This is a genomic window from Arthrobacter sp. FW306-2-2C-D06B, assembly GCF_021789175.1.
GTDB lineage: Bacteria > Actinomycetota > Actinomycetes > Actinomycetales > Micrococcaceae > Arthrobacter.
The window spans coordinates 3,611,135-3,637,634 of record NZ_CP084560.1; the positions used below are offsets into that span (position 1 = coordinate 3,611,135).

Annotated in this window: 21 protein-coding genes; 8 read left to right on the plus strand and 13 right to left on the minus strand. The window is 64.7% G+C overall.

All coding sequences use genetic code 11. The annotated features are described in order from the left end of the window. Positions 1 to 32: 32 nt before the first annotated feature. From LFT47_RS16840 to LFT47_RS16850, 3 genes are read left to right on the plus strand one after another with little or no spacing between them, the layout of a single operon-like run. Positions 33 to 986 carry an ABC transporter substrate-binding protein gene (locus LFT47_RS16840; protein WP_059387235.1) on the plus strand — a complete coding sequence of 318 codons (954 nt, stop codon included), beginning with the start codon at positions 33 to 35 and terminating at the stop codon, positions 984 to 986. Positions 987 to 1,021: 35 nt separating this feature from the next. Continuing rightward, positions 1,022 to 1,996, plus strand: coding sequence for an amino acid ABC transporter permease (locus tag LFT47_RS16845; RefSeq protein WP_236812447.1), 975 nt, complete (start codon positions 1,022 to 1,024; stop codon positions 1,994 to 1,996). Then, positions 1,993 to 2,769: an amino acid ABC transporter ATP-binding protein gene (locus tag LFT47_RS16850; RefSeq protein ID WP_272909590.1), complete on the plus strand. Its 777-nt coding sequence runs from the start codon at positions 1,993 to 1,995 to the stop codon at positions 2,767 to 2,769. Before LFT47_RS16845 ends, LFT47_RS16850 begins: the two co-directional genes overlap by 4 nt. A gap of 37 nt (positions 2,770 to 2,806) precedes the next feature. Here LFT47_RS16850 and LFT47_RS16855 read toward each other — a convergent pair whose 3' ends face one another. From LFT47_RS16855 to LFT47_RS16875, 5 genes are all read right to left on the minus strand, one after another. Further along, on the minus strand, positions 2,807 to 3,808 hold the full coding sequence (locus tag LFT47_RS16855) for a type IV toxin-antitoxin system AbiEi family antitoxin domain-containing protein (RefSeq protein ID WP_236812448.1): 1,002 nt from the start codon (positions 3,806 to 3,808) through the stop codon (positions 2,807 to 2,809). Positions 3,809 to 3,988: 180 nt separating this feature from the next. Continuing rightward, a complete protein-coding gene (gene menD / locus LFT47_RS16860; RefSeq protein WP_236812449.1) occupies positions 3,989 to 5,698 on the minus strand; it encodes a 2-succinyl-5-enolpyruvyl-6-hydroxy-3-cyclohexene-1-carboxylic-acid synthase in 1,710 nt (569 codons plus the stop codon). A 254-nt stretch (positions 5,699 to 5,952) separates the two neighbouring features. Then, positions 5,953 to 8,037 carry a PhoX family protein gene (locus LFT47_RS16865; protein ID WP_236812450.1) on the minus strand — a complete coding sequence of 695 codons (2,085 nt, stop codon included), beginning with the start codon at positions 8,035 to 8,037 and terminating at the stop codon, positions 5,953 to 5,955. A 109-nt stretch (positions 8,038 to 8,146) separates the two neighbouring features. Beyond that, complete coding sequence (locus LFT47_RS16870; RefSeq protein ID WP_236812451.1) at positions 8,147 to 9,136, minus strand: o-succinylbenzoate synthase; 990 nt, start codon at positions 9,134 to 9,136, stop codon at positions 8,147 to 8,149. 25 nt (positions 9,137 to 9,161) lie between these two features. Further along, positions 9,162 to 9,959, minus strand: a complete 798-nt coding sequence (locus tag LFT47_RS16875) for a hypothetical protein (protein ID WP_236812452.1) — start codon at positions 9,957 to 9,959, stop codon at positions 9,162 to 9,164. 358 nt (positions 9,960 to 10,317) lie between these two features. Between LFT47_RS16875 and LFT47_RS16880 the strand changes: the two genes are divergently transcribed. Next, positions 10,318 to 11,379, plus strand: coding sequence for a LacI family DNA-binding transcriptional regulator (locus LFT47_RS16880; protein WP_236812453.1), 1,062 nt, complete (start codon positions 10,318 to 10,320; stop codon positions 11,377 to 11,379). A 115-nt stretch (positions 11,380 to 11,494) separates the two neighbouring features. Here the strand turns inward: LFT47_RS16880 and LFT47_RS16885 are convergent, their stop codons facing one another. From LFT47_RS16885 to LFT47_RS16900, 4 genes are all read right to left on the minus strand, one after another. Further along, on the minus strand, positions 11,495 to 12,922 hold the full coding sequence (locus LFT47_RS16885) for a glycoside hydrolase family 32 protein (RefSeq protein ID WP_236812454.1): 1,428 nt from the start codon (positions 12,920 to 12,922) through the stop codon (positions 11,495 to 11,497). A 25-nt stretch (positions 12,923 to 12,947) separates the two neighbouring features. After that, positions 12,948 to 13,751, minus strand: a complete 804-nt coding sequence (locus LFT47_RS16890; protein WP_236818659.1) for a carbohydrate ABC transporter permease — start codon at positions 13,749 to 13,751, stop codon at positions 12,948 to 12,950. 92 nt (positions 13,752 to 13,843) lie between these two features. Continuing rightward, a complete protein-coding gene (locus LFT47_RS16895; RefSeq protein WP_236818660.1) occupies positions 13,844 to 14,764 on the minus strand; it encodes a carbohydrate ABC transporter permease in 921 nt (306 codons plus the stop codon). Between the two features lie 17 nt (positions 14,765 to 14,781). Further along, a complete protein-coding gene (locus LFT47_RS16900) occupies positions 14,782 to 16,200 on the minus strand; it encodes an extracellular solute-binding protein (protein ID WP_236812455.1) in 1,419 nt (472 codons plus the stop codon). 370 nt (positions 16,201 to 16,570) lie between these two features. Between LFT47_RS16900 and LFT47_RS16905 the strand changes: the two genes are divergently transcribed. The 3 genes from LFT47_RS16905 to LFT47_RS16915 all read left to right on the plus strand — a co-directional run bounded on the left by LFT47_RS16905 (position 16,571) and on the right by LFT47_RS16915 (position 20,715). Beyond that, the gene (locus tag LFT47_RS16905) at positions 16,571 to 18,742 is read left to right on the plus strand and encodes an amylo-alpha-1,6-glucosidase (protein WP_236812457.1); all 2,172 of its coding nucleotides are present in this window, start codon (positions 16,571 to 16,573) and stop codon (positions 18,740 to 18,742) included. Next, complete coding sequence (locus LFT47_RS16910; protein WP_236812459.1) at positions 18,743 to 19,765, plus strand: glycosyltransferase; 1,023 nt, start codon at positions 18,743 to 18,745, stop codon at positions 19,763 to 19,765. It abuts the gene before it with no gap. A gap of 104 nt (positions 19,766 to 19,869) precedes the next feature. Next, entirely contained in the window at positions 19,870 to 20,715 is an 846-nt protein-coding gene (locus LFT47_RS16915) for a phosphatase PAP2 family protein (RefSeq protein ID WP_236812461.1), read from the plus strand. 73 nt (positions 20,716 to 20,788) lie between these two features. On the opposite strand, the gene LFT47_RS16920 is transcribed toward LFT47_RS16915, so the two are convergent. Continuing rightward, positions 20,789 to 21,526, minus strand: a complete 738-nt coding sequence (locus LFT47_RS16920; protein WP_236812463.1) for a hypothetical protein — start codon at positions 21,524 to 21,526, stop codon at positions 20,789 to 20,791. 167 nt (positions 21,527 to 21,693) lie between these two features. Between LFT47_RS16920 and LFT47_RS16925 the strand changes: the two genes are divergently transcribed. Next, the gene (locus LFT47_RS16925; RefSeq protein WP_236812464.1) at positions 21,694 to 22,488 is read left to right on the plus strand and encodes an alpha/beta fold hydrolase; all 795 of its coding nucleotides are present in this window, start codon (positions 21,694 to 21,696) and stop codon (positions 22,486 to 22,488) included. 3 nt (positions 22,489 to 22,491) lie between these two features. Here the strand turns inward: LFT47_RS16925 and LFT47_RS16930 are convergent, their stop codons facing one another. From LFT47_RS16930 to LFT47_RS16940, 3 genes are all read right to left on the minus strand, one after another. Then, complete coding sequence (locus tag LFT47_RS16930; RefSeq protein WP_236812466.1) at positions 22,492 to 23,604, minus strand: acyltransferase family protein; 1,113 nt, start codon at positions 23,602 to 23,604, stop codon at positions 22,492 to 22,494. A gap of 417 nt (positions 23,605 to 24,021) precedes the next feature. Continuing rightward, on the minus strand, positions 24,022 to 25,242 hold the full coding sequence (locus LFT47_RS16935) for an MFS transporter (RefSeq protein ID WP_236812467.1): 1,221 nt from the start codon (positions 25,240 to 25,242) through the stop codon (positions 24,022 to 24,024). A 44-nt stretch (positions 25,243 to 25,286) separates the two neighbouring features. Further along, positions 25,287 to 26,156, minus strand: coding sequence for a hypothetical protein (locus LFT47_RS16940; protein ID WP_236812468.1), 870 nt, complete (start codon positions 26,154 to 26,156; stop codon positions 25,287 to 25,289). Positions 26,157 to 26,500: the final 344 nt, after the last annotated feature.

The following is a 26,500-nucleotide window of genomic DNA, read 5'->3' on the forward strand; positions in this document are numbered from 1 at the left end:
GTTTCGCATCCACTGCAACAAAAGGTAAGAAAATGCAGAAATTCCGTTCGCTTCCGGTCAGTTCGACGCTCAAGGCTGCAACAATCATCGCAATCGGCGCCCTGGCACTGACTGCCTGCACCAACGCCTCAGAGGCGGGCCCGTCGAGCGCCGCTTCGCCTTCCGGCAGTGCCAATGCAAGCTTTGACCCCAGCACCATCACCAAGGACGACACCCTGGCTGCACTGGTTCCCGCGGCCATCAAGTCCAAGGGCACGCTGACCGTCGGCTCTGACACGACCTACGCTCCTGCGGAATTCCTTGGAACCGACGGCCAAACCCCGGTCGGTTACGACGTCGACATCGCCAAGGCGATCGGCGCCACCCTCGGCCTGAAGGTCCAGGTGCAGACCGCCGAATTCACGGGCATCCTCCCCGCCCTCGGCCCGAAGTACGATCTGGGCATCTCGTCCTTCACCATCAACCCCGAGCGCCTCGGCGCCGTCAACATGGTCAGCTACTTCAACGCCGGCACCGCCTGGGCCGTGCAGAAGGGCAACCCGAAGAAGTTCTCCTTGGATGATGTCTGCGGCAAGTCCATCGGCGTGCAGACCGGTACCGTCCAGGAAGACCCGGACCTCTCCGGCCGCAACAAGAAGTGCGCAGCTGACGGCAAGCAGCCGATCAACATCGTGACTCTCAAGAACCAGACCGATGTCACCACCCGGCTCGTCAACGGCAGCATCGACGCCATGGCAGCCGACTCCCCCATCATCGGTTACGCGCTGACCCAGACCAACGGACAGCTTGAGAAGCTCGGCGACGTGTACGACGCCGCTCCCCAGGGCATCGCTGTTGCCAAGTCGGACACCGCCCTCGCCGATGTCATCCAGAAGACGCTGACCAAGCTCATGTCTGACGGTTCCTACAAGAAGATCCTCACTGGCTGGGGCAACGCCGAAGGCGCCATCACCAAGTCCGAGGTCAACCCGGCGGTCAAGTCTTGAGTATTCCCGCCACCGATAACAAATCAGGTGCACAGATGGATCATCATCAACCAGGCCACGCCGCGCCCGTGCTGAACGATGCGGTGCCGGTCAGGCACCCTGGCCGCTGGATCAGCGCCATCATCATTGTTGGCGCAGTGATCCTTATGATTCAGAGTGCGATCACGAATCCCAACTTCCGCTGGGACGTGGTCGGAACTTACATCCTGGACGTGAAAGTCGTCCAGGGCGTGGGCTGGACCCTGCTCCTGACCGTCGCCGCAATGGTTCTGGCAATTGTCTTGGCCATCCTGCTCGCTGTGATGCGCCAGTCCGACAACCCCGTCCTGCGCTACACCTCCTGGGTATGGGTCTGGTTCTTCCGCGGCACCCCGGTCTACACCCAGCTGGTCTTCTGGGGACTCGTCACCGTCCTTTACCCCACGCTGTCCCTCGGCATCCCCTTTGGCCCGCAGCTCGTCACTTACGTGCTGTCGGACCCCACCCATGGCCTTATCCCGGCCATCCTGGGGCTTGGCCTGAATGAATCGGCCTACCTGGCCGAGATCTTCCGGGCCGGCTTGAAGTCCGTCGACAAGGGTCAGACCGAAGCTGCCGAAGCCCTGGGCATGGGCAAAGGCAAGATCATGTGGCGGATCATCCTGCCCCAGGCAATGCGCATCATCGTCCCGCCGACCGGCAACGAAACGATCGGCATGCTCAAGACCACCTCGCTGGTATTGGCCGTGCCGTTCACGCTCGATCTGACCTTCGCGACCAACGCCCTGGCCAACCGGATCTACCTTCCGATCCCGCTCCTGATCATCGCGGCCGCCTGGTACCTCCTGGTCACCAGCGTGCTCATGGTCGGCCAGCACTACATCGAGGCCTACTACGGCAAGGGCGTGGACACCAACCTCGCGCCGGCGGTCATCAACCCCGCAGCTGCCAAGGCTGCCGCAGCAGTAGCACCGAGCGCCGAAGCAGAGCCGTCCTTGAAGATGGACTTCCCGGAGGATGAGGCAAAATGACGATCACCACCCAGAAACCGCTGGTGCGGATCGAAGGCCTCCACAAGTACTTCGGTCCCCACCACGTGCTCCGCGGCATCGACCTGACGGTCAACCAAGGCGAAGTGTCCGTTGTCATCGGCCCGTCCGGTTCGGGCAAGTCCACCATGCTCCGCTGCGTGAACCTGCTGGAAACCATCAGCGCCGGCCGCATTTCCGTCGGCGACCAGCTGATCGGCTACCGCGAAGTCAACGGGCGCCTCCACGACCTGAAGGTCAAAGAAATCGCCGCGCAGCGCCGGGAAATCGGCATGGTCTTCCAGCGCTTCAACCTGTTCCCGCACAAGACCGCGTTGTACAACGTCATGGAAGCGCCCGTGCAGGTCAAGGGCAAATCCAAGGGCGATGCCAAGAAGGCGGCCCTCGAATTGTTGGACCGGGTGGGCCTGGCCGACCGGGCCAACCACTACCCGGCCCAGCTCTCCGGTGGCCAGCAGCAACGCGTCGCGATTGCCCGTGCCCTGGCCATGGAACCGGAGCTGATGCTCTTCGACGAGCCCACGTCCGCCCTTGACCCAGAACTCGTGGGCGATGTGCTCAACGTGATGAAGGATTTGGCCAAGTCCGGCATGACCATGATCGTGGTGACCCACGAGATCGGCTTTGCCCGCGAGGTCGGCGACCGCCTGACCTTCATGGACGGAGGTGTGGTGGTGGAATCCGGTGACCCCCGCGAGATCATTGCCAACCCCCAGCACGCCCGCACCAAGGAATTCCTCAGCCGAGTGCTGTAGCAAACGGGCAATCGCTACGCAAACGGGCCGGTGACACTCATATCCGAGTGTCACCGGCCCGTTTGCTTGTCACGGACACATTTGGGTGTCCCACGGAGGCCCGACGGCGGCGCGGCACCCCGGCGTCGAGCAGTATTCGTTCCAGTCGGCCCGGAGTGTTGAGTTCGTCCCAGACCCACCTAGCCACGTTTCTGCCCGTGGCCCGGATCCGGTCTTCGCGTAGCTTTTCCTCATACACCACATCCGACGGCGTCCGGCCTCGCAGATACTCCGGTTTGAGATACTTCTCGCGACCATCGAATTCGCCGACAACCCGGGTCTCCTCCCAATAGAAATCCGTGATGGCGACCCTGCCAGTACCGTTCCTGACCTCGTATTGCAGCACCGGCGGGGCAAATCCGGCAACGTGGATCAGCCCCCGGCTATACGACTCTCCCGGCGAGCAGGACTGCGGGTCGGCGAAATCGACCACCGCCGTGATACGCCGGACGGCCGCGTGCGAATACCTCCCGTCTATGCCAGCCAGCAGATCTTTTTTCGAGAGCACAGGCACGGGCCGCAGCGAGTCAGGCTTGAGGATGTGATCCACGGGCACCACGGCTTCCGCGAAGGGGACCGTCGCAGCGATGTCGAGGACAGTACGGATCCGGCCTGTGACGAGAAACCCATCCAACTGTTCACTGTTGTGGGCTTGTTCAGGTACATAGTGCCGGCGGACTCCTGCGCGGGACCGGCCGCCGCCGGAGAACGCGGTAAGTGCGTGGATCGGCTGTTTCCGCAGGATGACAGGTATTCCGCTAATGGCCGCGGCTGAGTGGTGCGAAAACGTGGTGGGCGAAGTAAACGTCTCTGCCGCGGCCTCGACTCGGAGCCTGTACCGCTCCCACTCTTGCAGCTTGCTCCAGCGCACCGCTTCCACGTATACGCCATGACGAATGCGGATAAGCTTCCCTGAACGGGCCTGCGCGGACAATGCCCTGGTAGTGAGACCGATCCTGGACAGGTCCTTCGCCAGAATCAGCCGCGGAAGTGTGTTCATTCATCCACGATCACAGCCCAACAACGGGCTGCGCGAGGCACTTTCTACCGTATGTGGACAACTGCTGAAGACGCTCTCCCCGACGCGCGACACAACTACGGACGGGCGCCACGTGTATCCGGGTATCCCCGGTCCGCTTGCGCGTCTCCAACCCGTTTGCGCGTCGCCAGGGCCGAGCGCCTACGCCCCGAGCAGCACCTGGGACACTGCCGAAGCAACTGCGGCCTTGATGCGCGCGTGCAAGGGACGCAGGTCCGGACGGTCCGTGCGTACTTCCACGATGCTGCGCCCCTTCAGAGGCGAGGCAAGCACGGCGGCGAGCTCCGCCGTCGTACGCGCCAAAGAGTGCCCGACGCCGTATGCCGCGGCCAGCGCTGAAATGTCCACGCTGTGCGGGGTGCCGAAGAGGCGCTCGACGGCGGTGCCGTATCCGCCGTCGTCCTCCACCTTGCCGTGCTCAAGGAGGCCGAAGATGCCCCCGCCGGCGTCGTTGAGGACCACGATGCGCAGGTCCGGTGCTGGTTCTCCGGCTCCAAGGAACAGGCCTCCGGCGTCGTGCAGGAAGGTGATGTCGCCCAGGAGGAGGGTGGTTTCGCGGCCCGCGCCGAGGGCGATTCCCGTGGCCGTTGAGATGGTGCCGTCGATGCCGGCGAGGCCGCGGTTCGCGAACACTGTGGCGAGTGGTTCGGGCCCCGGCTGCCCCGCGAGGTCGACGTCGCGGATGCCGTTGGAGGAGCCCAACACCAGCTGCCCACGGGCGTGTTTCCAGACGGTGGCTCCGACGGCGGGACCGTTGGCTGCCTGCTCGACCTCGAGGACGCTGTCGAGCGCGTGTTGGGCCGCGGCACCGGCCAGGAGCCAGGCGTCGAGCCACTCAGCCGAACCCCGGCCTGCGAACGCCGCCAATTCAGTCAGCGAATCAAAGCGTTCCTCGCTGCGCCGGCCGTGTTCGTACCAGGCCACAGGAACGGGCTCGTACATGGCGGCGCGAAGGTCTCCGCGGGCCAACAAAGCAGCAACCGGCCGGGAAAGGGTAGGCCGTCCGAAGACCACCACCCTTTCGATCGGCAGCGCAGAGCCACGCCCGAAGTTCTCCAGCATGAGGCGGTACGGCCCCACCGCATTGGGCCCGAAACGCGCGTTGGAAGAGGGCTCGGCCAGCAACGGAAGGCCGTGGGCGCGGGCGAACGCCTCGGCGACCGGACCGGCGTCGTGCCCAGCCAAAACCACCGTCCGCCGTTCCGTCAGTTCGGCAGGAGCGAGGGGCATGCTCAGTGGCTGGGGACCCGAGTCGTAGTGGAAAACTCCGTGGCCCTTGGTGGCAGGCAGCGCCTCGCCCAATTCCGGAACCAGCGGCTCGCGGAACGCCAGGTTGAGCTGCACCGGTCCGGGAGGCGTGTCCTCGAGGGCGCCGGTTGCCGCGTAGATGGCGGTCTCGACGGCCCTTTGCGGGTTGCTTCCAGCGGCGATGTCGACGGCGAAGCGAACGTGTTCGCCGAAGAGGTCCAGTTGGATAGTGGTCTGGTTGGCGCCGGTACCGTGGAGCTCGGCCGGGCGATCGGCCGAAAGGACCACGAGCGGCACGGCGGCGTGGTTGGCCTCCATGACCGCGGGCAAGAGATTCCCGACGGCGGTGCCCGAGGTGGTGAGGACGGCCGCCGGAGCGCCTGTCGACAGGGCCAGGCCCAGGGCCGTGAACCCGGCAGAGCGTTCGTCGATCCTGACGAGGAGGCTGACGTTCCCGGCAGCTTCGGCTTCGGCCAGCGCGTATGCCATGGGTGCCGAGCGCGAACCGGGAGAGACCACCACGTGCCGCACACCGCCGTCGAGCAGGGCCTTGACGGCGATCCGGGCAGCGGCGAGGGAGCTCAGGGAGCCTTGCGAAGTCACCGCACCAGTCTATTAGCGGCGCCTCCCTCCCGACGCCCGCTCACCTATCGGCCCAAAACCCCAAACGCCCGCTCACCTATGGGCCCCCAAACCGAAACGCCCGCTCACCTATCGGCCCCCAAACCGAAACGCCCGCTCACATATCGGGCCCCAACCCCAAACGCCCGCTCACTCCCTTGAAGAGAGTGAGCGGGCGTCTCCCGAAAGACGCACATAAGTGAGCGAGCGTCGGGAAAGGGGGGAACGGGAAACCCTTAGCCGTCCTTGCGGAACACCTGCACGATCGACGGACGCGGGGCGCGGACCTGGCCGGCGGCGGGGGCGGCTCCGGCGCCCACGTAGTCCGGGAAGTACGAGTGCGGAGCGTCGAACGTCCCTTCCTCACCCGGGTGCTGCACGGCGACGAAGACGGTCCGCTCGTCGTCGTGCACGATCGGCCCACAGGTCTCGGCGTCGCGCGGTACGGCGAGGAACTGCTCCACCTTGCCGCGTTCGCTGCCATCCAGGGTGACTTTGAACAGCCCGTCCGCATACCCGATCGACGACGGCGCGCCGTCAGTGGCGATCCACATGTAGCCTGCCGAGTCGAAGGCGACGTTGTCCGGGCAGGAAATGGGCGAGACCTTGTCGGCCGGGAAACCGGAGAAGTATGTGGAGGAGTTCTTGGCCGGATCTCCACAAACCATCAGGAGCGTCCAGTTGAAGCGCGTGGAGTTCTGGTCCCCGGTTTCGGTGATTTCGACGATGTGGCCGTCCCGGTTGAGCGTGCGCGGGTTGACCTCGGTGGCGCCTTCCTTGCCGGGCTTGCCACGGTCCGAGTTGTTGGTGCAGACGACGTAGACCTTGCCGGTCGCCAGGTTCGGCTCGACGTCTTCGCAGCGGTCCATCTTCGTGGGGCCAACCTTGTCCGCGGCGAGTCGGGTGTAGACCAGGACCTCAGGAACGGACATGCCCGGAACTGCGGAGGCGCCGTCGACAACCAGGGGAAGCCACTCGCCGGAACCGTCGAATGCGCCGTCAGACGGAAGCTTGCCGGTTCCGTCGATCTCAGCCGCGGGAGAATCGCCGGTGAACTTGGCGACGTAGAGGTCGCCTTCCGAGAGAAGGTTCATGTTGTTCCGGCGGGCCGCGGCCGAGTCTCCGGCCATGTACTTGCCCTTCGAGACGAACTTGTAGAGGTAGTCGAAGCGCTCGTCGTCGCCCATGTACGCCACTACATGGCCGGACGCGGCGACAATCACGTTGGCGCCTTCGTGCTTGAAGCGGCCCATGGCGGAGTGCTTTTTCGGTGTGGAGGAGGGGTCAAACGGGTCGACTTCCACGATCCAGCCAAAGCGGTTGGTTTCGTTGGCGTACCCGGCATTACGGGTGTCGAATCGCTGCTCGTCCAGCTCCCACTTGCGCGCGGTGGCCTTGGAACTAAGGCCGTAGCGCTTGTCGCCCGCCGAGGTACCGGGAGCTACGAAATAGCCGTTGAAGTTTTCCTCGCCGGAGAGGATGGTGCCCCAGGGAGTCGTCCCGCCGGAGCAGTTCCCCAGGGTGCCCTTGATCTTCCGGCCGGACGGATCGTCGATGGTCTTGACGAGGTCCGTGCCCGCGGCGGGACCGGTGAGCTCATACGTCGTGTCGGTCAGGAACCGACGGTTGAGCGGCGCGCCCTTCACGTAGCTCCACGGCTTGTTCTTGTTCTTGCGCTCGAGTTCAACAACCGTGAGCCCGTGTGCGGCACGTCCGATCGCGCGCGCCTCCGCAGCCGCCAAAGTGGCCGGGAACATGATGTTCTCGTTGGTGTACTCGTGGTTCGTGAAGAGCACGGCACGGCGGTCCTTGGAATCCGGGATGGGCAGGATGTCCGTGTAGTCGTTGTTGTAGCCGAACTGGCGGGCCTGCGCCGCTGCGGTCTGGCCGTTCAGCTCGAAGGCCGGCGAGTCCGCAAAGAGCGGATCGCCCCAACGGATGATCGGCTGCCACGCGAAACCATCCGGCACGGTGAACGCGTCAACGGTGTAGTCGACAGGCTTGATCGGCGCGAACTTGAGCTTGGCCTTGTCGAAGCCCGTCTTTGCCGCCGCGGACAGGCCAGCACCTTCGGGAACGTTGCCAGGCAGGTTTCCGCCCAGCACGACGGCGAGCGCGCCCACGGCGCCGAAGCCCAGGGCGGCGCGGCGGGTCACAGCTGCGGAAGCGATGTCGCGGAAGTAGGCGTTGGAGCTCGTGTTGCACACCTCGCCCGAGCAGGCGTTGTCGCACTTCAGGGCGCACGTCACTGGGCTGCGCTTGCCCTTCGTATGGCCGAGCATCGGGAGCAAGCCGAACTTGCGCTTGGTTGATTCAGACATGGGAAATACCTCCGGGGATTGAGTGATCTCCCAACCCTTACAGCGCTAGCGGAATCCGAGAGGACACCCCGGTAAAATCCCGGTGAATTCCCAGACTTTTCCCAGCAATCTATGTTTCAAGGAGTGCGTGCACGCGGCGGAGCCGGTCCAGCCACCAATCGCGACGTTCAGCGGCGGCCGCGTACTGCTCCAGCAGCCCCTCGTCGGCGACGGCTTCGCGGACGCGGATGGCGCCGTCGTCGGGCACTAACGGATCCTGGGTGATGTCCGAGGCGAACAGCCGCACGGTCCCCAGCCCGCACGCGAACGGCAGCTCCGGCAGCGCGGCGGCGAGCGCGAGCCCCGCGCGGATCCCCACCGAGGTGTCCAGCGCCGAACTTACGACGGCGGGAAGCCCGGCTTGCGCCACGATGTCCAGCGCCCGCCGCACTCCCCCAAGCGGCGCCACCTTGACCACGATCAAGTCAGCCGCGCCCGCGCGGGCAACCTTGAGGGGATCGTCTTCCTTCCGCACGGATTCGTCGGCGGCGATGAGCACCGGCGTTCCCTGCTGCGCTAGCCGTCGGCGGACTTCGGCGAGGCCCTCGATGTGGGGCACGGGCTGTTCGGCGTATTCGAGCCCGACGGCGGACAGCCGCCCGAGTGCCTCAACCGCCTGCGGCACGTCCCAGCCCGCGTTCGCGTCCACGCGGATCGCGGCGTCCGGCAGGGCGTCCCGGACTGCGGTGACGCGCGCGACGTCGTCGGCCAGTTCCTGCCCGCGCTCGGCAACCTTGACCTTCACGGCGTCCACCCGGCCAAAGCGCTCCAGGACCTCGGGCACCCGGGCGGCAGGCACGGCGGGGACGGTGGCGTTGACTGGAATGGTGTCCCTTAGCTGCGGCGGAAAACCTTGCCATGCGGCTTCGACGGCGGCGGCGAGCCAGCGGGAAGCCTCGGCGTCGCCGTACTCCGGGAACGGGCAAAACTCGCCCCAACCGGCCGGCCCGCGGAACAGGAGCGTCTCGCGCTCTGTGATGCCCCGGAACTTGACCCGCATCGGCAGGCTGACCACTTTGGCGGTGGCAAGGAGTTCGTCGAGGGTGGGGAATGGAGGCATGGTTTCACTGTAGCCCGGGGCGCCGCTAGGCCGAGTTGCCTGTCTGTGGCGGCTGTTTCGTAGCCGGAGCAGTGGGCAGTCGGTCGCCGGCATGGTCGACGATCGCATTGACGTAGCTGCTGAGCTCCCGGATGACCGCATCCGAGGGCTGCGCATCCGGCAGCGGGTGGACACCTGTGACGAACAGGTTTCCGCTCATGGTGACCATGCGAAGCACATGGATCGGCGACCCCGAACCCGTGATGGTGGTGACGTAGGTGAAGGACTTCGAGCCGTGAAGGTCCAAATTCAACCGCGTCAGGGACGAGTGCACGTATTGATTCCCCGAGCTAATAGTCACCTCGGTGCAATATCCGAGGACTTTACCGATGCTGTACATGCCCTGCCAGAAATAGCCGGAATTGTCGGAGGACGCCATGATGACGGACATGTTCGCCTGGGGGCCAAGCACCGCGGCCGCCGTCGGGATTCTGTAGTCGACCAGCTCTCCTGCCTTCAGGAGGTCCCGGCAATTGGCGGGATCGGTGGTCATGTCGGCGGGCCCGACGGCCATCGAATCCTGCATGTCCTGAATTGCTGCCTCATCAATGAGCCGCGACATCACGCCGTCGGGAGCGCGGAGGTTGCCGAGCAACGCCTGCAGCTCGTGCGACGATTGGACCCGCGCTTGGGCACCGCTGCTTGCCGTGGGTGCCGCGGTTGGCTTGGAGGTCGGAGGGGCCTCGGACGTCCCGGCTGGGGCCAGAGGCCTGGCGGCAGTTACATCGAACACGCAGGCGTTGAGACTCAACGCCGCCGCCGCTGTCAGCGCGATCGTAGCCATTTGGCGCAAGGAAAAAATCGGACCCACCCCCATAGATCAGAACACCGGTTCTGCCCGGCACGCACAACGATACCGCTTGGCGTTCGGCTCGAAGGGCGCCTATGTGAGCGAGCGTTCGTCTGGAAGGGCGTATACGTGAGCGAGCGTTCGTCTGGCAGGCAGGCCCCCAAACGCTCGCTCACCTTTGGGGTGTTTTCGGCAATCGCTCGCTCACCTGATGTGAGCGAGCGTTCGTCTGGAAGGGCGTATATGTGAGCGAGCGTCGGGTTGGAGAAGGCGGGGGACGCGAACCGGGCCGCCCCTCACACGCGTTAGGTAGAATGCAGCAAGAAACGGGACCACAGCCGGAGGAGCACGCATGCAGCGCAAGGCCACAGCACTCGACGTCGCCAAACGGGCGGGCGTCTCGCGGAGTGCGGTGTCGCTGGTGCTCAACGGCCGGGGAGACGGCAACGTGGCCAAGGAAAGCCAGGACCGTATCCGGCAGGCAGCCGCGGACCTCAACTACTCCCCCAACCCCATCGCCCTGAGCCTGCGGAATCAACGTACGCGCGTGATCGGCATCGTGTCGGACGAGGTGGTGGTCAGCCCGTTCGACGGCAACATCATCGGTGGCGCCGACGACGTCGCCCGGGCCCACGGCTTTGTCACGGTAGTGATGGACACCGAGCGGGACGCCTCCCGTGACGAGAGCGCCGTCGAGACCTTGTTGGACCGGCAAGTGGACGGGCTCATGTACGTCACGGTCGGTTTGAAGCCGCTCGATGTGCCCCAAGGCATGCTGCGCGTCCCGTCCGTGCTCGCCAATTGCTTCGACAACAGCCCCGAACCGCAGTTGCGCCACGTGATCCCGGACGAAGTTTCCGGCGGTCGCGAAGCCACTGAGCACTTGCTTCAGCTGGGCCATCGCGATATCGCGTTCCTTGCCGGCGCCGCCACCTCACCGGCCGTGCCCTTGCGCGTCGTGGGGCATCGGGAAGCAATGGCCAAGGCCGCCATCCCCGTTCGCGAGGACCGCGTGTTCATGGCCGGTTGGGACATCAACGACGGTTTCCATGGCGCCATGGGACTGCTCTCCGCCACCGATCGGCCGACGGCGATTGTCTGCGCGAACGATCGACTCGCCATCGGCGTCGCCCTGGCTGCCGCGCGGCTGGGCCTGGCCGTACCGCGCGACCTCTCGATCATGGGTTACGACGACGAGTCACGCATCGCGGCCACGATGGTCCCCGCGCTCACCACCATGGCACTCCCCCTGCGGGAAATGGGAGCGGCCGCGATGAGCATGCTGCTGGAGCAGATTGAGGACCCTGAGCGGGTCCAGCGGCCGACGTCGGGCGGCGGCACCGGCCATCTGGAAACCATGGTTCCCTGCCGCTTGGTGGTCCGTGAGTCGACTGGGCCTGTACCCGCCCTCTAGATCCGACCTCTTTTGGCCGGGCCACCGCCCGGGAATCCGCGGAAACGCGGGGATTCCGGACGGCAGCACCGGCCAAAAGTGGTCAAAAGTTGAGTGCCCGACGGCGGCCTGCCGCCTATTCCCGCAGCGTCAGTTCCCAGACGTCCGCCTCCGCACCTTCGGGAAGCTCAAGAATCCACGTTTCCCCGGGCGCAGGGTAGGCACGGAGTGTGGTCGCCACGGAACCTGTCCGATACACCTCCACCAGGGAAGCATCGACAAAGATTCGAAGTTCCTCCCCCTCGGACAACGCCCCTGCAAACACGACTTGGCGTTCCGCGCCGGAGGCCAGGACCAGCCGAACCTCACCGGTTCCGCCAACAGTCCCAGCCTTCACAACAGCCTCGGCAAACGGCGGCAAGGCCACAGACCCGGACGCCCCGTCCGCGGTCAAGACACCCCGATACGCCTCGACCTCAGGCGCAGGAGCAACCACCAATGCACCGTCCTCAACCGAGAGGAAGCGCGGGTGGGTTAATACGCCCGCCCAGCCTGCGGCGTCGATCTCGTCTTGCGAACGGCCGCGCCGGCCGTCACGGCCCGGGCCTTCGTTGGCCCACCCCCACAGCAGGGCACGCGGCTCAGACCCAGACCCCGACCCCGACCCAGCCGCAGAATCCAGCTGAACAATCTGTGGGGCGTAGAAATCCCGGCCAAGGTCGGACCTGCCGCCGGAACGCGGCACGAACACCGGCAACCCCGTGGACGGGTCCACGGCGAGCGAGCCGATCAGGTGGCCCACGCCGTTGGCGTGCTCGTGGTCGTCGCCGGAGAGCCACAGGGAGAACATCATGACCCAGGTTTCCACCCCGTCGGCAGGCACCCGGTTGGACGGCACCTGGACCAGTTGCGGGCATTCCCAGATTTCGGCCGGAGTGTGCGTGGCCGCCACGGGGTTTTCGGTGGTCAGCCAAATGCCTTGGTACGTCCAGTTGGACATGTCCTCCACCGTGTACAGCAGCAAAGCAGCATGGCCATTGGCCAGCCCGGCGCCCTGCATGGCGTAGCGCTTGCCGTTGAAGTGGAAGATGAAAGGGTCTCGCACGGCCGTGACCAGTCCGTCGTCCGGCATGGAAGCGGCAATGTGGCCGTCCTGTTCCCACGTCACCAGGTCCGCGGAGCCCCGGGAAATCACCACTTGCGAGTGCCCTCCGTCGCCCCGCACGCCCGAGTACGCGGCGGTGGGGACACCGCCGTCGTCGGTCACCACGCCGGTCCAGCAACCGAACTCATCCGGCCCGCCGTCCTCCGGGCGGAGCGCGACCGGGTGCTCATCCCAGTGGACCAGGTCCGGAGAGCTGACGTGCCCCCAGTGGATCCGATGATGCCTTGCCGATTCCGGGTTGAACTGGAAGAACACGTGGTAACGGCCGTTGATGTAGCTGATGCCGTTCGGGTCGTTGATCCAGCCTTGCACAGGGCGGGGGTGGAAGCGCGGGAAAGCCGGGTCCGGGTGGATGGCAGCCGCCGCAAGTGCCGGGGTGGAGGATATGAGGTCCGTCATCGAAATCCTTTCAGGGAAGTAGAAGCTATTTGCCGGTGCCGGCGGTGAGTCCGTCACGCAACGCGCGCTGGCCGAACATGAACACCACCAGGGCGGGAATCATGGAGAGGATCACGCCTGCCAGCACCACGGAGATGCTGCCCGTGCCGAGGTTGCCCTGGAGCGACACCAGGCCCAGCGGGAGCGTGAAGTTCTGCTCGGAGATGGTCAGGATGAGGGGTCGGAAGAACTCGTTCCAGTGGTAGTTGAAGGCCAGGATGCCTACGATCGCCATGCCCGGCATCGCCAGCGGCGCGTACACGGAACGGAACGTGCGCCACGGCGAGGCGCCGTCGATCGCGGCTGCCTCGCCCAAATCACTTGGCAGCCCCAGGAAGTACTGGCGCATCAGGAAGGTGCCGAACGCCGTCGGGATCGCCGGAAGGATAAGCGCAAGGAGCGTATCCGACAGACCGATGCCGCGGATCAGCATGAAGACCGGAACGATCGTCACCTGCGCCGGGACCATCATGGTGGCCAGCACAATCGAGAAGAGTGCCCCGCGGCCCCGGAACTTGAGGTTCGCGAACGCGTAGCCGGCGAGCGCCGCCGTGAACATCTGCCCGACGGCGATCAGTCCCGTCACGAGGGCGCTGTTGAGGACCAGAAGCATGATGTTGAGCTGTTTGAAGACCTGGTCATAGGACGAGAAATCGGGGTTGAGCGGAAGGAACGACGGCGGCAGCTGGAACGATTCCGCCGGTGGCCGCAGCGAGGTGGACAGGGTCCACAACACCGGGCCGAGGATGAAGACGGACGCGATCAGGAGCAGCACGATTCGTCCCGCCATGCTCCAGTTCCGCTTCTTGCGGCCCGCGGGCCTTGCGGGCGCCAAGCGGTCGATGGCGGCGCGCGGGGTTGAGGTTGTAGTCATGGCGGGCCTTACTGGTAGAAGACGAATCGTTTGCTGAGCCGGAACTGGGCGGCGGTAATGGCCATGATGATCAGCGTGAGGATGACGCCGATCGCCGAGGCCTGGCCGAATTCGAGCCGCTGGAACGCCGACTCGAAAATCACCATCACCGCGGTGCGCGTGGCGTCGCCGGGGCCGCCGCGGGTGAGGACGTAGGGCTGGTCGAACACTTGGAGGGCGTTGATGATCGCCATGACGGATGCCACTAGCGTGGTGGGGCTCAGCAGGGGCAGCGTCACGTGGAGGTGTTTGCGCCAGCCCGTGGCGCCGTCGATCGACGCGGCCTCGTACGTTTCGGTGGGGATGGACGCCAGCCCGCCGATGAACAGCAGGAACGAGAACCCAAAGTTCTGCCACACGTACACGAGGATCACGACGGCGGCAGATCCGGCTGGCGTCGTCAGCCACGGGACGGCGGGGACGCCTACGAAAGACAAGAGCCAGTTGACCACGCCGAATTGTTCGTTGAACAGGTAGCGCATGAAGATGGACACCGACGCGGCGGACAGGATCAGCGGGAAGAAGAAAGCGCTGCGGAAGAAGACGCGAAGCCAGGCCGGGAGCTTCTCCTGCACCATAATCGCCAGCGCCAACGCGAGACCGAGCTGAAGCGCGACGGCGACCACCACGAACAGTATGGTGTTCAGGAACGAGACACGCACCGTGGGGTCCTGGACCACTTCGGCGAAGTTGTCGAACCCGACGAAGCTTGGCGCAGAAATGATGTCCCAGCGGAAGAACGCGAGCACCACGGAAGCGACGATCGGCACGAGCGTGAACAAGCCCATGCCCAGGATGGTCGGGGCCAGGAACGCCCACGGCAGCCAGCGCTGACGTTGTCTTCCGCCTGTCTCGCTCGTAGCGGCGCCGTTTCGACGTCTGGTGGACATGTCCCTTGTTGCCGTGCTCATGCCTGCCTCCTCAAGGCGATCTCAAGGTCGCGCTGCATGGAGGCGAGGGCCTGCTTGAGCTGGTTCTCATCACCGCTGACGGCCAGGGATACGTTTTTCATCAATGCGGTCTCGACGGCGGCCTGCTGGGGCGGTGCCGGAATGGGACCTGTGGTGGGGAATTTGTCGAGCGTGTCGTAGAAGACTTTCCAGTGTTTGGGTCCGCGTCCCGCGTACAACTGCTCGTTGACCATGGAGCGGCGCGCGGGGGTGGTGTTCGGCGTCGGGAAGACCAAGCGCATGGCTTCCAGGCTGGAAGCGAACTTGAGCCACTCCCAGGCCGCGTCCTTGTCCTTTGCGGTCTTCATGATGGCGTAGCCGGCGGTGCCGAACTGGTGCCGCTGGGTGCGCCAGCGCGGGAAGAACTGGACGTCGAAGCCGTCTTCCTTCATTCCGGCTTCGTGGAGGCCTTCCACCCAGTAGCCGCCGGCGGGGGTCATTCCGATCCTGTTGGAGGCGAACAGCCCGACGAGCGAATTTCCGCCGCCTTCTTCGGGTCGGACACCGAGGCCATCCTTGACGAGGCCGCGCAGGTAGTCGAACGACTCGTACACTCGCGGGTCGTCGGCATTGGGTTCAAGCCACTGGTAGCCACCGGAACGCAGTGCGCGCGAAGGATCCTGGGCGTAGAAGCTGTCCCAGAGCCATTCCCCGCCGGTGGACTTGGATTCCTTGAGGAAGCTGGTGTCGTTGGCATAGAGCCAGGGCACCACGCCGCCGAAAAGCCTGTTCGTCCAGTAGTACGGAGTGAAGTCCTGCGGCTTGGCTTTCCTCATGGCAGCGAGGGTGTTGCGGAAATCGACCTGGGTCCAGTTATCTGCCGGACGCTCCAGCCCGGCTTGCTGCAGGGCCGAGGTGTTGTAGTAGATGTTGGCGGCGTTCCAGTCGATGGGGAGCTGGAACAGGCTGCCCTTGTACATGAACGCCTCCACGAGGCTCGGGTGGACGTCGGCGAAGTACTCCTTCATGTCCGCGGCGTCGCGGCGAAGGTACTCGTCCAAGGGGTGCGCCAGTTTCTCGGCGAAAAGCTGGGCACCTTCCGTGGCTACGTAGACCACATCCGGCGGCGTTCCTGCTGCCACCATGGTGAGGATCTTGGTGAAGAAGTCCTTCCAGTCCGCGGCCTGGATGGCCTGGACCTTCACCTTGATGTCGGGGTGCACCTTCGCGAACGCATCAATGACCCGCTGGCGGGCGGCTGCGTCCGCTGCGGTTCCCAAGATGGCGATGCTGAGGCTGTTGTCCCCGCGGCCCGGGATGTCCATGCCGGTCAACCGCGGCCACGACGCCACCGTTGCTCCGACAATTCCCGCACCCAAGGCACCAAGGGCTGTCCTGCGTGAGATCTCACGCAGCTTCCCATTGCTTTCTGCCATGTCCAATTCCTTCCTAACACGTGTTAGGTAGCGTAAATCCATCGCCTAACACGTGTCAAGCGTCACATTCGTGTTACGCGCCCCTCACCCTCCCCGACGCCCGCTCACATATCTCCCCCTTTGGCCCGACGCCCGCTCACATATCTCCCCCATTCGCCCGACGCCCGCTCACATATCTCTCCCCCCTTTGGCCCGACGCCCGCTCACATCCGAGCGAGCGTCCCCCCAACCCGGACCCAAACCCCCCTATATCCGAGCGAGCGTCAACCCAAAAGCCCCCATATCTGCAGGAGGGTTCACTTCCGAAGACGTGGCGAATACGCTGAAACAAGCTGCCCCATTCCCCCGTCCCTAGCTTTGGAGCCCATTGATGACAGGTTGGAATGCCGAGAACCTCGCAGGTTCGGCCGGCGCAGGTGCCGTGACGCTGTTGGCAGGAACATCGTTTTGCGTCTCCGCGGCCAACGGCGACATGGACCAACTGCGCCCGCACGGGATGTTCTTCCGTGACACGCGGTTCGTTTCAAACTGGGCGTTGGAGGTGAACGGTCACCCGATCGAGGCCTTGGGTTCTCCCGTCCCGGAGCCCTATCGCGCCGATTTCGTCGGACGAGCGTCCCGCACCGACGGCTTGGCCGACAGCCATCTGCTCATTGAACGCCGGCGGAGCCTGTTTGGCGGAGTGCACGAAGAGATTACCGTCAGGAATTTTTCCAGCAAGCCCACCCACGCCACGGTTTCGCTCACGGTCAATGCGGACTTTGCCGACATCTTCGAAGTGAAGGAGGGCCGGGCACGCCACGAAAGCGTGCATTTGACGCGGGGTGGCGACGGTTCGTTGGTCCTTGAGTCCCAGCGGCAGGGGCGGCACGTCCTGGTCACCGTTGACGCGCCGAATGGCGTGGTTGACGGTGATGTCATCAGCTATGACTTCACTCTTGAACCCCAAGGCCATTGGTCCACGGGTGTGACGGCCACGCCACGCATCGAAGGGGTCGGACCCGAGGCGGACGCCCAGGTTTGGGGCAACCAGCGCCCTTACGATGTCCCGGAAGAAAGGTTGCAGGAGTGGCATGGCAAGGTTCCCACAACGGAACTTGCCAACAAGGCCTTCGAGAAGGCGTTGGCCCAGAGCAGGGCTGACCTCGGCTCCCTCAGGATCTTCGACCCCGACCATCCCGGACGGACAGTCGTGGCCGCAGGATCGCCGTGGTTCATGGCCCTTTTCGGCCGGGACTCGCTCCTGACGTCCTTCATGACACTTCCACTGGATCCTTCGCTGGCGCTGGGAACACTCAAAACCCTTGCCGACCATCAGGGCCGGACCGTCAATCCCCTCAGCGAGGAGGAGCCGGGCCGGATCCTGCACGAGGTGCGTCTCGGCGCCACCACGGGCCTCGCACTTGGCGGCGGTACTGCCTACTACGGTTCAGTGGACGCCACCCCGTTGTTCGTCACCCTCTCCGGGGAGCTCACCCGTTGGGGATTCCATTCCGAGGTCTCGGAAGCCCTTCTGCCTGCGGTCGACCGCGCGCTGGACTGGATCCGCGACTACGGAGACGCCGACGGTGATGGCTTCGTTGAGTACTCGCGGGCCACGGATCATGGCCTCCTCAATCAAGGCTGGAAGGACTCAGGGGACGGAATCAACTTCGCCGACGGCACATTGGCGGAGCCGCCGATCGCCTTGTGCGAAGTCCAGGGCTATGTCTACACCGCGTATCTCAGCCGGGCTTTGATGGCCCAAGAAGACGGCGACCTGAAGCTGGCCGCAGTCTGGGGCGCTCGGGCAGCCGAGCTCAAGCGACTCTTCAACGAGAAATTCTGGCTCCCCGAACGCGGCTATTTCGCGATCGCCCTCGATCGCGAGAAACGGCCGGTAGACGCATGCGCGTCCAATATGGGCCACTGCCTCTGGAGCGGAATCGTCGACGACGACAAGGCTCCGTTAGTCGCGGAGCGGCTGATGTCGGACACCATGTTCACAGGCTGGGGCGTCCGTACGCTGGCCTCGGACATGGCAGCCTACAACCCGGCGAGCTACCACAACGGCTCGGTGTGGCCGCATGACAATGCACTCATTGCCGGCGGATTGATGCGCTACGGCTTCGTTGAAGAGTCCCAACGCCTCGTCACAGGCCTCCTGGAAGCCGCCGAGGCGTTCGATGGACGGCTACCGGAGTTGTTCTGCGGCCTGGACAGGAAAACCTACGGGACGCCAGTCCCCTACCCTTCGTCGTGTTCGCCACAGGCTTGGGCCGCCGCCACACCCGTTCATTTGCTGAGGGTATTGCTGCGCTTCGATCCGTGCCTCACCCACGGCGGCCTCTGGCTGGCACCGGTGGCTCCCGAAGGCTTCGGCGACATCCGCATGCGGAACATCCCCCTCGCCGGCTCCCGGATTTCCGTGGAGGTGGTCAACGGAAAAACCCGGGTCACGGACCTGCCCGAGAATGTCGCGCTCCACCTCGAAGCCCGCAAACCGTTGTCCGATCTCCTTGATGTACACCACGTCGCCGCCGGACTGCGGCGGGGGCACTAGGTGCGCATCGGACTGGTTGCTCCGCCTTGGATTCCAGTACCGCCGCCTGCATACGGCGGCACGGAGTCGATCATCGATATCCTGGCTCGCGGCCTGGCTGCCGCGGGCCACGACGTGCTTCTGGCGGCCGCGTCCGGAAGCACATGTCCGGTGGACAAAGTCCCCGGCCCGCCGCTTGCCGACGGCTCGAGGATCGGGAACGGGACGGACGAACTCCGCCACAGCGTGTACGCGTTCGCGGCCATGGTCGACGTCGACCTCATCCACGACAACACCCTGGCGGGGCCGCTGTACAGGCATCGGCCGAAGGGAACGCCCATCGTCGCAACGGCGCACCTCCCGTTTTCGGCAGAAAACCATGACATCTACCAGGCCATGGCCACGGACACAGCGATCATTGCCATCTCGCACCATCAAGCAGACACTGCCCCCGGCATCAAGATACGGAAGGTCATCCACCACGGGATAGACACGCAGTCCGTCCCGCTCGGAGCCGGCGACGGCGGCTACGCCTGCTTCCTTGGCCGGATGCATCCCGGCAAGGGCCTGCCGGAAGCAATCAAGACCGCCCGACTGGCCCAGGTACCGCTGCGAATTGCGGCCAAGATGTACAGCGCGGAAGAACATGAGTACTACGCCGAGGTCATCGCACCGCTGCTCGGGCCCGACGTCGAATACCTCGGCGAGCTGAACGCGGCGGACAAGTTCGTCCTCCTGGGCGAGTCCTTGGCCCTGTTGAATCCGCTTCAGTGGGATGAACCCTTCGGGATGGCCATGATCGAGTCCCTCGCCACGGGGACACCGGTGGTGGCAACTTTCCGGGGATCAGCCCCGGAAATCGTGTCCGATGGCGTCACGGGCTATCTCCGTTCCAGTCCCCCGGAACTGGCCGAAGCCGTCATTGCCGCCGCGACGCTGGACCGCGGCGAGTGCCGCCGCGCCGCGGAGAACTACTTCAGCGCCGAGAGGATGGTTGCCGAACATTTGGCGCTCTATGAGGAACTCCTCGCCGAGCAAAAGTGATCCTCCCAGCCAAATATGACACCCTGAAAGTAATGAGTTTTCCTAAGACGAGCCGACTGCCGGCCACAAATAGTACCGCCACCAGCCGCTGGGCGGGCGCTGGGATGAGTTTCCTTTTTGTGCTCGCAACCCTGGCATGCATGGTCGCATTTATTGCCACCTACTACTTTTTCGTCCGCACCACCACGGGACAATACATCGACGAATCCGCCTTGGTGGAGGCCGCGACCATCAACGGTCCCACCGAGCGGGCAACCACCCAGTTCCTCGACTGGTTGCCGGTCACCTCGGTGGCGATCGCCGCCGTCGTCGTTCTTTTCGTCACGATAATGCGCCGCCGCTGGAAGTCCGCCGGGATCGCGGTGGCCGCTTGTGTCGCGGCAAACCTGGCCACCCAGCTCCTCAAGGACTGGTTTCCGAACAGGCCGTTCCGCGGCGTCCAGACCATTGAACTGAACTCGTTGCCCTCCGGTCACACCACGCTCGCGGCGTCGGCGGCTGCCGCGGTCTTCTTGGTGGTGTCGCCGCGGTGGCGGCCCCTGGCGGGGTTCCTCGGCGGCACTTTCGCAGTGGCGGCCGGGGTTTCCACGCTGATCAACCAGTGGCACCGGCCCGCCGACGTCGTCGCCGCGTTCCTCGTGGTGGGAGCGGTCATGCTGCCGGCCGGCTGGTTGGTGCTGCCGACAGGAAAGCGCTGGAATGTCCAGGACGGCCGCGGTGAGCACTGGGCGTCGTCGCGTGTGTGGCTTTCGCTGTCGACTCTGGCGGGCGTCGTCGCCGCGGCCGTTGCGGTGTACTCGCTGATTGGAGTAGCGACCGGTTTCGGGCAGGAAAGCACTACCAACTACTTCTGGGCCGGCGTCTCGCTGATTGTCATCACCGGCTATCTGGCAACGGTCGCTGCCACCTGGCTTTTCGGTCTGAATGCCCGACGGCGGCAGTCACCTTAGTGGCGCACGCGGCTTCCTGCACGACCGGGTCTAGAGACTCGGTGCGCTGCGCACTTCTGCCCGATAAAGGTTTTCAGTTGATCTGCAGGTTGGAAAGGCGCACCGCGACCTTGGAAAATTGTCGCTGTTCGATAATGCGCCAAACGCTCACGGTCGCTTGAGCGAGGGCCAGCATGATGATCAGTGGCGTGAAGGCATCAAGCCGGCGTGAATCGAAAAAGTACGTCGCGGTAAAGAAACCCGACACCCACAGCGAGCTGGCACCGAAGTTCTGCCATCTAAGCCAATCAAGGAAGTGTCCCGGGCGTAGTGGCGGGATCTCCAAGAGCGCCGCCTTCTCCGCAGGCACTACTGAAATGGCAGCCGATGCCAGCAGCAGGCCGCCCATCCACAAGGACGGGTTGGCGGGATCGGAGAATCCACGCCCCGATAACAAGGGCAACGAAACCACGGCCAGAGGCAGGATTGCTGGAAGGACATCCACTACTTGCCTTCGCATCAGGACCATCGGCTTGGACCAGAAGCGCCAGGACAGGATGACGACGCCCCAGATCAGGGCAACGGCGCCATAGAAGAAGGAAAGCAGAACGATCTTGTCATTCCCCGGTCCGGCGGGTGCTGTGGCGGCCAGCCACATTCCGACACAGCCCTCAAGGATCAGGGTGCTGCCCGCCACGATGGATACAGGTTTCGCATTCCGGATTGCCCGCATGAACTGTTCCCTCCCCGCCGAGACAGTTCCCCCTGCGATCATCGAACGCCAATGCCTCGCAGGTGTCAACGATTCCGGGATCGCTGGGCGGCTCAACATTTGACCACTTTTGAACAACCTTCCAGTCCGGAGTCCCCGTATTTCCACGGATTCGTAGGAGGCAGCCGGGCCAAAGGTGGTCGTATCTGGAGGCTCGGCCCGGTGAGCGTGAATGCCCGACGGCGGCAGTCACCTTAGTGCCGCGCGGCGAGGCGTAACCTGATGCTATGGGCGCCGAAGTCCTGGATCTCAGGCTCACCACGGGCATACGGATACCGTGCCTCGTCCAGGGCGACGCCGATGCGAAGCCGCTGTTGCTGTTGCACGCCTGGGGTGAATCCCGCCGTAGCTTTGACCGCCTTGTACCTCTGCTGACGGACTTCAGGGTCTACGCGCCCGACCTCCGCGGGCAGGGAGACGCCGAGAAGCCGGAGCTCGGCTATTCGTTGGCGGAACAGGCCGAGGACGCCGCAGCCATCCTGGATGCTCTCGGTGTCGAGAGGGCGTTCGTCCTTGGTTCCTCCAGCGGCGGCTACGTGGCCCAGCAGCTAGCCATCGGGTACCCCGATCGCGTCGCGGCCCTCGTGCTGGTGGGCTCTCCCCTCAGCCTTCGGGGTCGGACTGCTTTCGCCGAGGAAGTCGCCAGTCTCCAAGACCCGGTCGACGAGATCTGGGTACGGAATTCCCTTGCATGGTTCCCACTACTACATGCGATTCCTGCCTGGTATATCGAGGACCGGGTGCGTGACGGAGTCAGGATGCCCGCGCATGCGTGGAAGCTCATCCTCCATGGCTTGCGAACGGCAACTCCGCCCACGGAGTCCGGAACCATTCTCGCGCCCACCTTGATCGTGTGGGGCGCACATGATGGCGTTCTGCCTCGAAGGCACCAGGAAGCCTTGGCGGCGCGAATACCCGGAGCCGCATTGAAGGTTTATCCCGGAGTAGGGCACCTGGTCTTGTGGGAGTGCCCGGAACAACTGGCAGCGGATACCACCGCGTTCCTCAATTCACTCGGCTGAGGTTCACGGACGGCCGCTGCCACGGCTTGAGTGCCCGACGGCGGCAGTCGCCCTAGCCGCCCTCGCGGCCCCCGCCGTCGGCACCATTGCGCGCAGCCGGAGCCGGGCCGGTTCCTCGACGTACTTGAACAGCAGATGGGTGGCCAAGGCAATCCCGAGCAGGCACGCCGCCCCGAGCAAGTTCTCCGCCACCGGGCCGGCCCCATGCGGCCAGTCCTTGATGAGCCAGTAGAAGAGGTAGATGAAGAACATGTGGACCAAGTACAGGCTGTAGGAACTGTGGCCGCCATATTGCAGCCACCGCGCCGACAACGCCGAGCGGAGCCAGCCGCGGGTCAGGCTAAGCAACGCAATGAGCAGCGGGAAGGCAAGCACGGCCAGCCGCCCCGGGCCGGGTTTCCCGGCCGTGGCCAGGAAGATCACGACGACGGTCCCGGTCAGCAGGGCGCCGGGACCGGCCAAGGCGGGATTGAACTTCATGCGATCAGCGTTCCGAGCTGCGATGCAAGCGAAAGCGCCCGCAATGAAGCAGCACGCGATCCGCAGCAGCCATTGGTACGGCTGGTCCTCATCCGTGGCGATTGGCAGGTCGGGACCCCAGATGGCTGTCGGCAGGAGAACGAGCACGGAGCCGGCCAGCGCCGCGAGCGGATGCAGCCGGCGCAGCCGGAACAGGACCAGCGCCAGCAGCGGAAACGCCAAGTAGGCCAGCCACTCGGCACTCACCGTCCATCCCGGACCGAACCAGCTGGCGCCGTCGGTACCGGGTTGGAACCAGAGATGCATCATCAGCAGCTGCTTGGCCAGCCCCCACGGAGACAGGTCCGGAGCCTGGGTCTGGAGGGACCATTCGCGCACGGATTCCTGCGCCGTCCCATATACGAACCACAGGCCCAACACGCCCACCACCAGGGCGAACGCGGGCCACATGCGGGCGAACCGGGCCCAGACAAAGTCCGCTGCAACCCGCCAGCGGAAGCGCGGGCCCAACCGGTCCAGGTAGGTGTAGGTGATGATGAAGCCGCTGAGCACAAAGAACACGTCCACGCCCAGGTCGCCATTGGCAATGATGGGCCGGAGCAGCTCATAGACGGGGGCGAGGAAGGTGTGCTGCATGGCCTGAAGGTGGAAGAACACCACCCACAGAGCCGCAACAAAACGCAGTGCGGTCAGCGTAGCGAGATCAGGCCGGGACTGCTTTGGTTCGCTCTTTGGCAGGCGATTCTCCGCCCCGGAACGTAGCGGCGGTGCGTTGTCCGTGACGGGTTTCCCAGCAGTCGGATTCGCAGTGGGGGCACGATGCGGAGGCGCGATGACTGAGAACATCCAATCCACCATACCGGAGGCACCTGACCGGAGTCTGGGAGCTGCATACCCAACTAGCTCGCAGTTAACGTCGTTTTCAGGGCCCAAAACGACATCTAATGCGAGCCAGTTGGGCCGACACCGGCGAGCCAGTTGGGCCCACACCGGCGAGTCATTTGGGCCCACAGCGGCGAGCCAGTGGGGCCCACGCCGGCGAGGCGGTGGGGATCAGTAGTTCCTGCGGTGCTTGAGTTTCGGGAGCGCGACGCTGAACACCGCCGCGGCGGCCACGCCGAGGAAGCCCGTGGCCCAGACGCCCGCCGCGAGCGATATTGCAGCCGTCAGTGCCGAGAGCAGAACGGGCCCGCCTGTGGCACCGGCGTCGGAGATGAACCTCCACAAGCCGAGGAATTGCCCTCGACCCTTCTCCGGGGAAAAGTCGGCGCCGAGAGTCATGATGAGTCCTGAGCTGATGCCGTTGCCGAAGCCGATCAGCAGCGAGGCCAGCAACAGTCCAACAAACTCGGCGGACGACGGCATCAGGAACAACGCCGCGCCCATGATGAGGGTGGACGGTACCGCGACCCACATGCGCCCCTTGCGGTCCATGAGCTTGCCGGCCGGATAGAACACCAGCATGTCGATCGCGCCGGACAAGCCGTAAATCAGTGACGCGTGTGTGGCGTCCAATCCCAAGTGGTCCGCCCACAAAGGGATGACCACCTGGCGTGAGGCCCGCAGCGCGCTGAGCAGCAGGATTCCGGTACCGACCGTCAGGAACACGCCCGCGTGCGAAACCGCGACGCCACGGAGGGTGGGCTCGGGACCCTTCCGCCCGCCGTCGACGTCGTCCGGCAACACAAGGTCCGGGATGGTGAGGGACAGCACCGCGGCTGCCGCCATGCCCGCCACGCCAACCCAATACGCGCCGCTGATGCCGGCGAACTGCATCACGGCCGCGCCGACGAACGGGCCGATGAACACGCCGATCCGGGTCACGCCGCCCAACGTCGAGAGGGCGCGTGCCCGGTAGATGACCGGGACGGCTTCCGTGAGGTACTTCTGTCGCGCAAGGTTGAAGACGCTCGTGGACATCCCGACGACGGTCATCGCCGCGGCGAGCAGCCAGATGCCGTTGTGCGCAAGGAGCGGCGCGAATCCGGCCGCCAACAAGGCCAACGCTCCGGCGGCGCCCGCGGCGACGATGGCCCATCGTTCGCCGAACTTGATGGTGATGAGCGAAGCGGGCAGGTTGAAGAACCAGGACCCCAGCCCGATCAGGGTGACCACCAACGCGGAAACGGCCACGGAAGCACCGAGGTCGCGAGCGGACAATGCCACCACCGGAAGCACCGCGCCTTCGCCGATACAGAACAGCAGGGCGGGCCCAAAGGCGGGCAAGGCAATGCTGCGGAGATTGAAGGGCTGAAGGGTGCTGGTGGTGGTCATCCCTTTCATCCTAGGACTATTGCCCTAGGACACTACTTTCGTGACTACTTCAGGAAGCTCGCGTTGAACGAGTTCAGGTCAACGTTGATCCCGTTCAGGGTGTGTTCGAACTTCTGCTGGATCCCCACGCGCATGGTGCTTGCCGTGTTCCAGCCGCCGTACTGCACAGGTGCCGGCGTCAGGTAGTTCGCGGTCCAGCTGGAGTAGTTGAGGTTGCTCGTGTCGGTATCCCAGAGTGGCACGTCCGAGAATGCGGTGCTGTTGCCCATCAGGCCTGGCCACATGCCGCTGCCGCTGTAGATCACGGGCCGCACGCCCAGGCTCCGCACGCCATCCACCATGGCCCGTGTTACCAAGGATCCACCGGGCTCGATGTCCAGGGCGAAGAACTGCAGTTGGGACGTGTACGGGCCGGCGGCTTTGATCCCGTTCTGCCAGCACGACGCGTCACGCGTGTACACCGCGATCTTGAGGCCGGCGTCGAGCGCCATCTTCAATTGGGCTTGGGTCTGTTGCCACGGAGTGCACGTGCCCCAGGCGGTGGAGTGCATCACGTAGAGACGGAAGCCCTCGGCGTAGGCCTGGCGGAACCAGTTGGGGTCTGTGATGGCGGCGGTGGTGTCGAGCACCTTCACGGAGCCGCCCTGAGCATCCTGGGGTACGGCGGCGGCTTGGGGTACGGCTGCAGCCTGGGGTACGACGGCGGGCGCGGGTGCGGCGGCAGGCTGCGGAACGGCGGGAGGTGCTGGAGCCGGCGTCGCGAGCGGGGCCACCTCAGCGGCGGGTGCGGCGTTCGCGATGGGTGCGGGGGCGGCGTCGGGCGCTGTGTTGGCGGAGGGGCGGGCGCCAGTGGCACCCGTCAGTCCGAGGAGAAGCACGGCAGCAAACATCAAGGCAAGTTTTTTGGGAATCAAGGAGGCTCCTGGGTGCTGGCCTCGGGTTCAGAAACGGGCGCAGCTGGGTGTCATGAAGGCACGGAATTGGGTGCACCATGCCCGGGCCCAGTTCCCGGTCATGGCGAGGTCGCCCCGCAAAGCGAATGACGTCCAGGTGCAACTCTAGGGAAATCCCGACGGAAGCGACAATTTGCAATCCGCGTAGTAGTCGAGTAATAACCCGCTCTTGCCCGCGTAAAACCAAGTAATGAATAGAGTGTCCACAGCGTCACTCTAGGAAACACCCAAGTAGCCCCACCCCAACTGACTGGCAGTTAATGTCGTTATGAGCCGTCTAAACGACATCTAATGCGAGCTAGTTG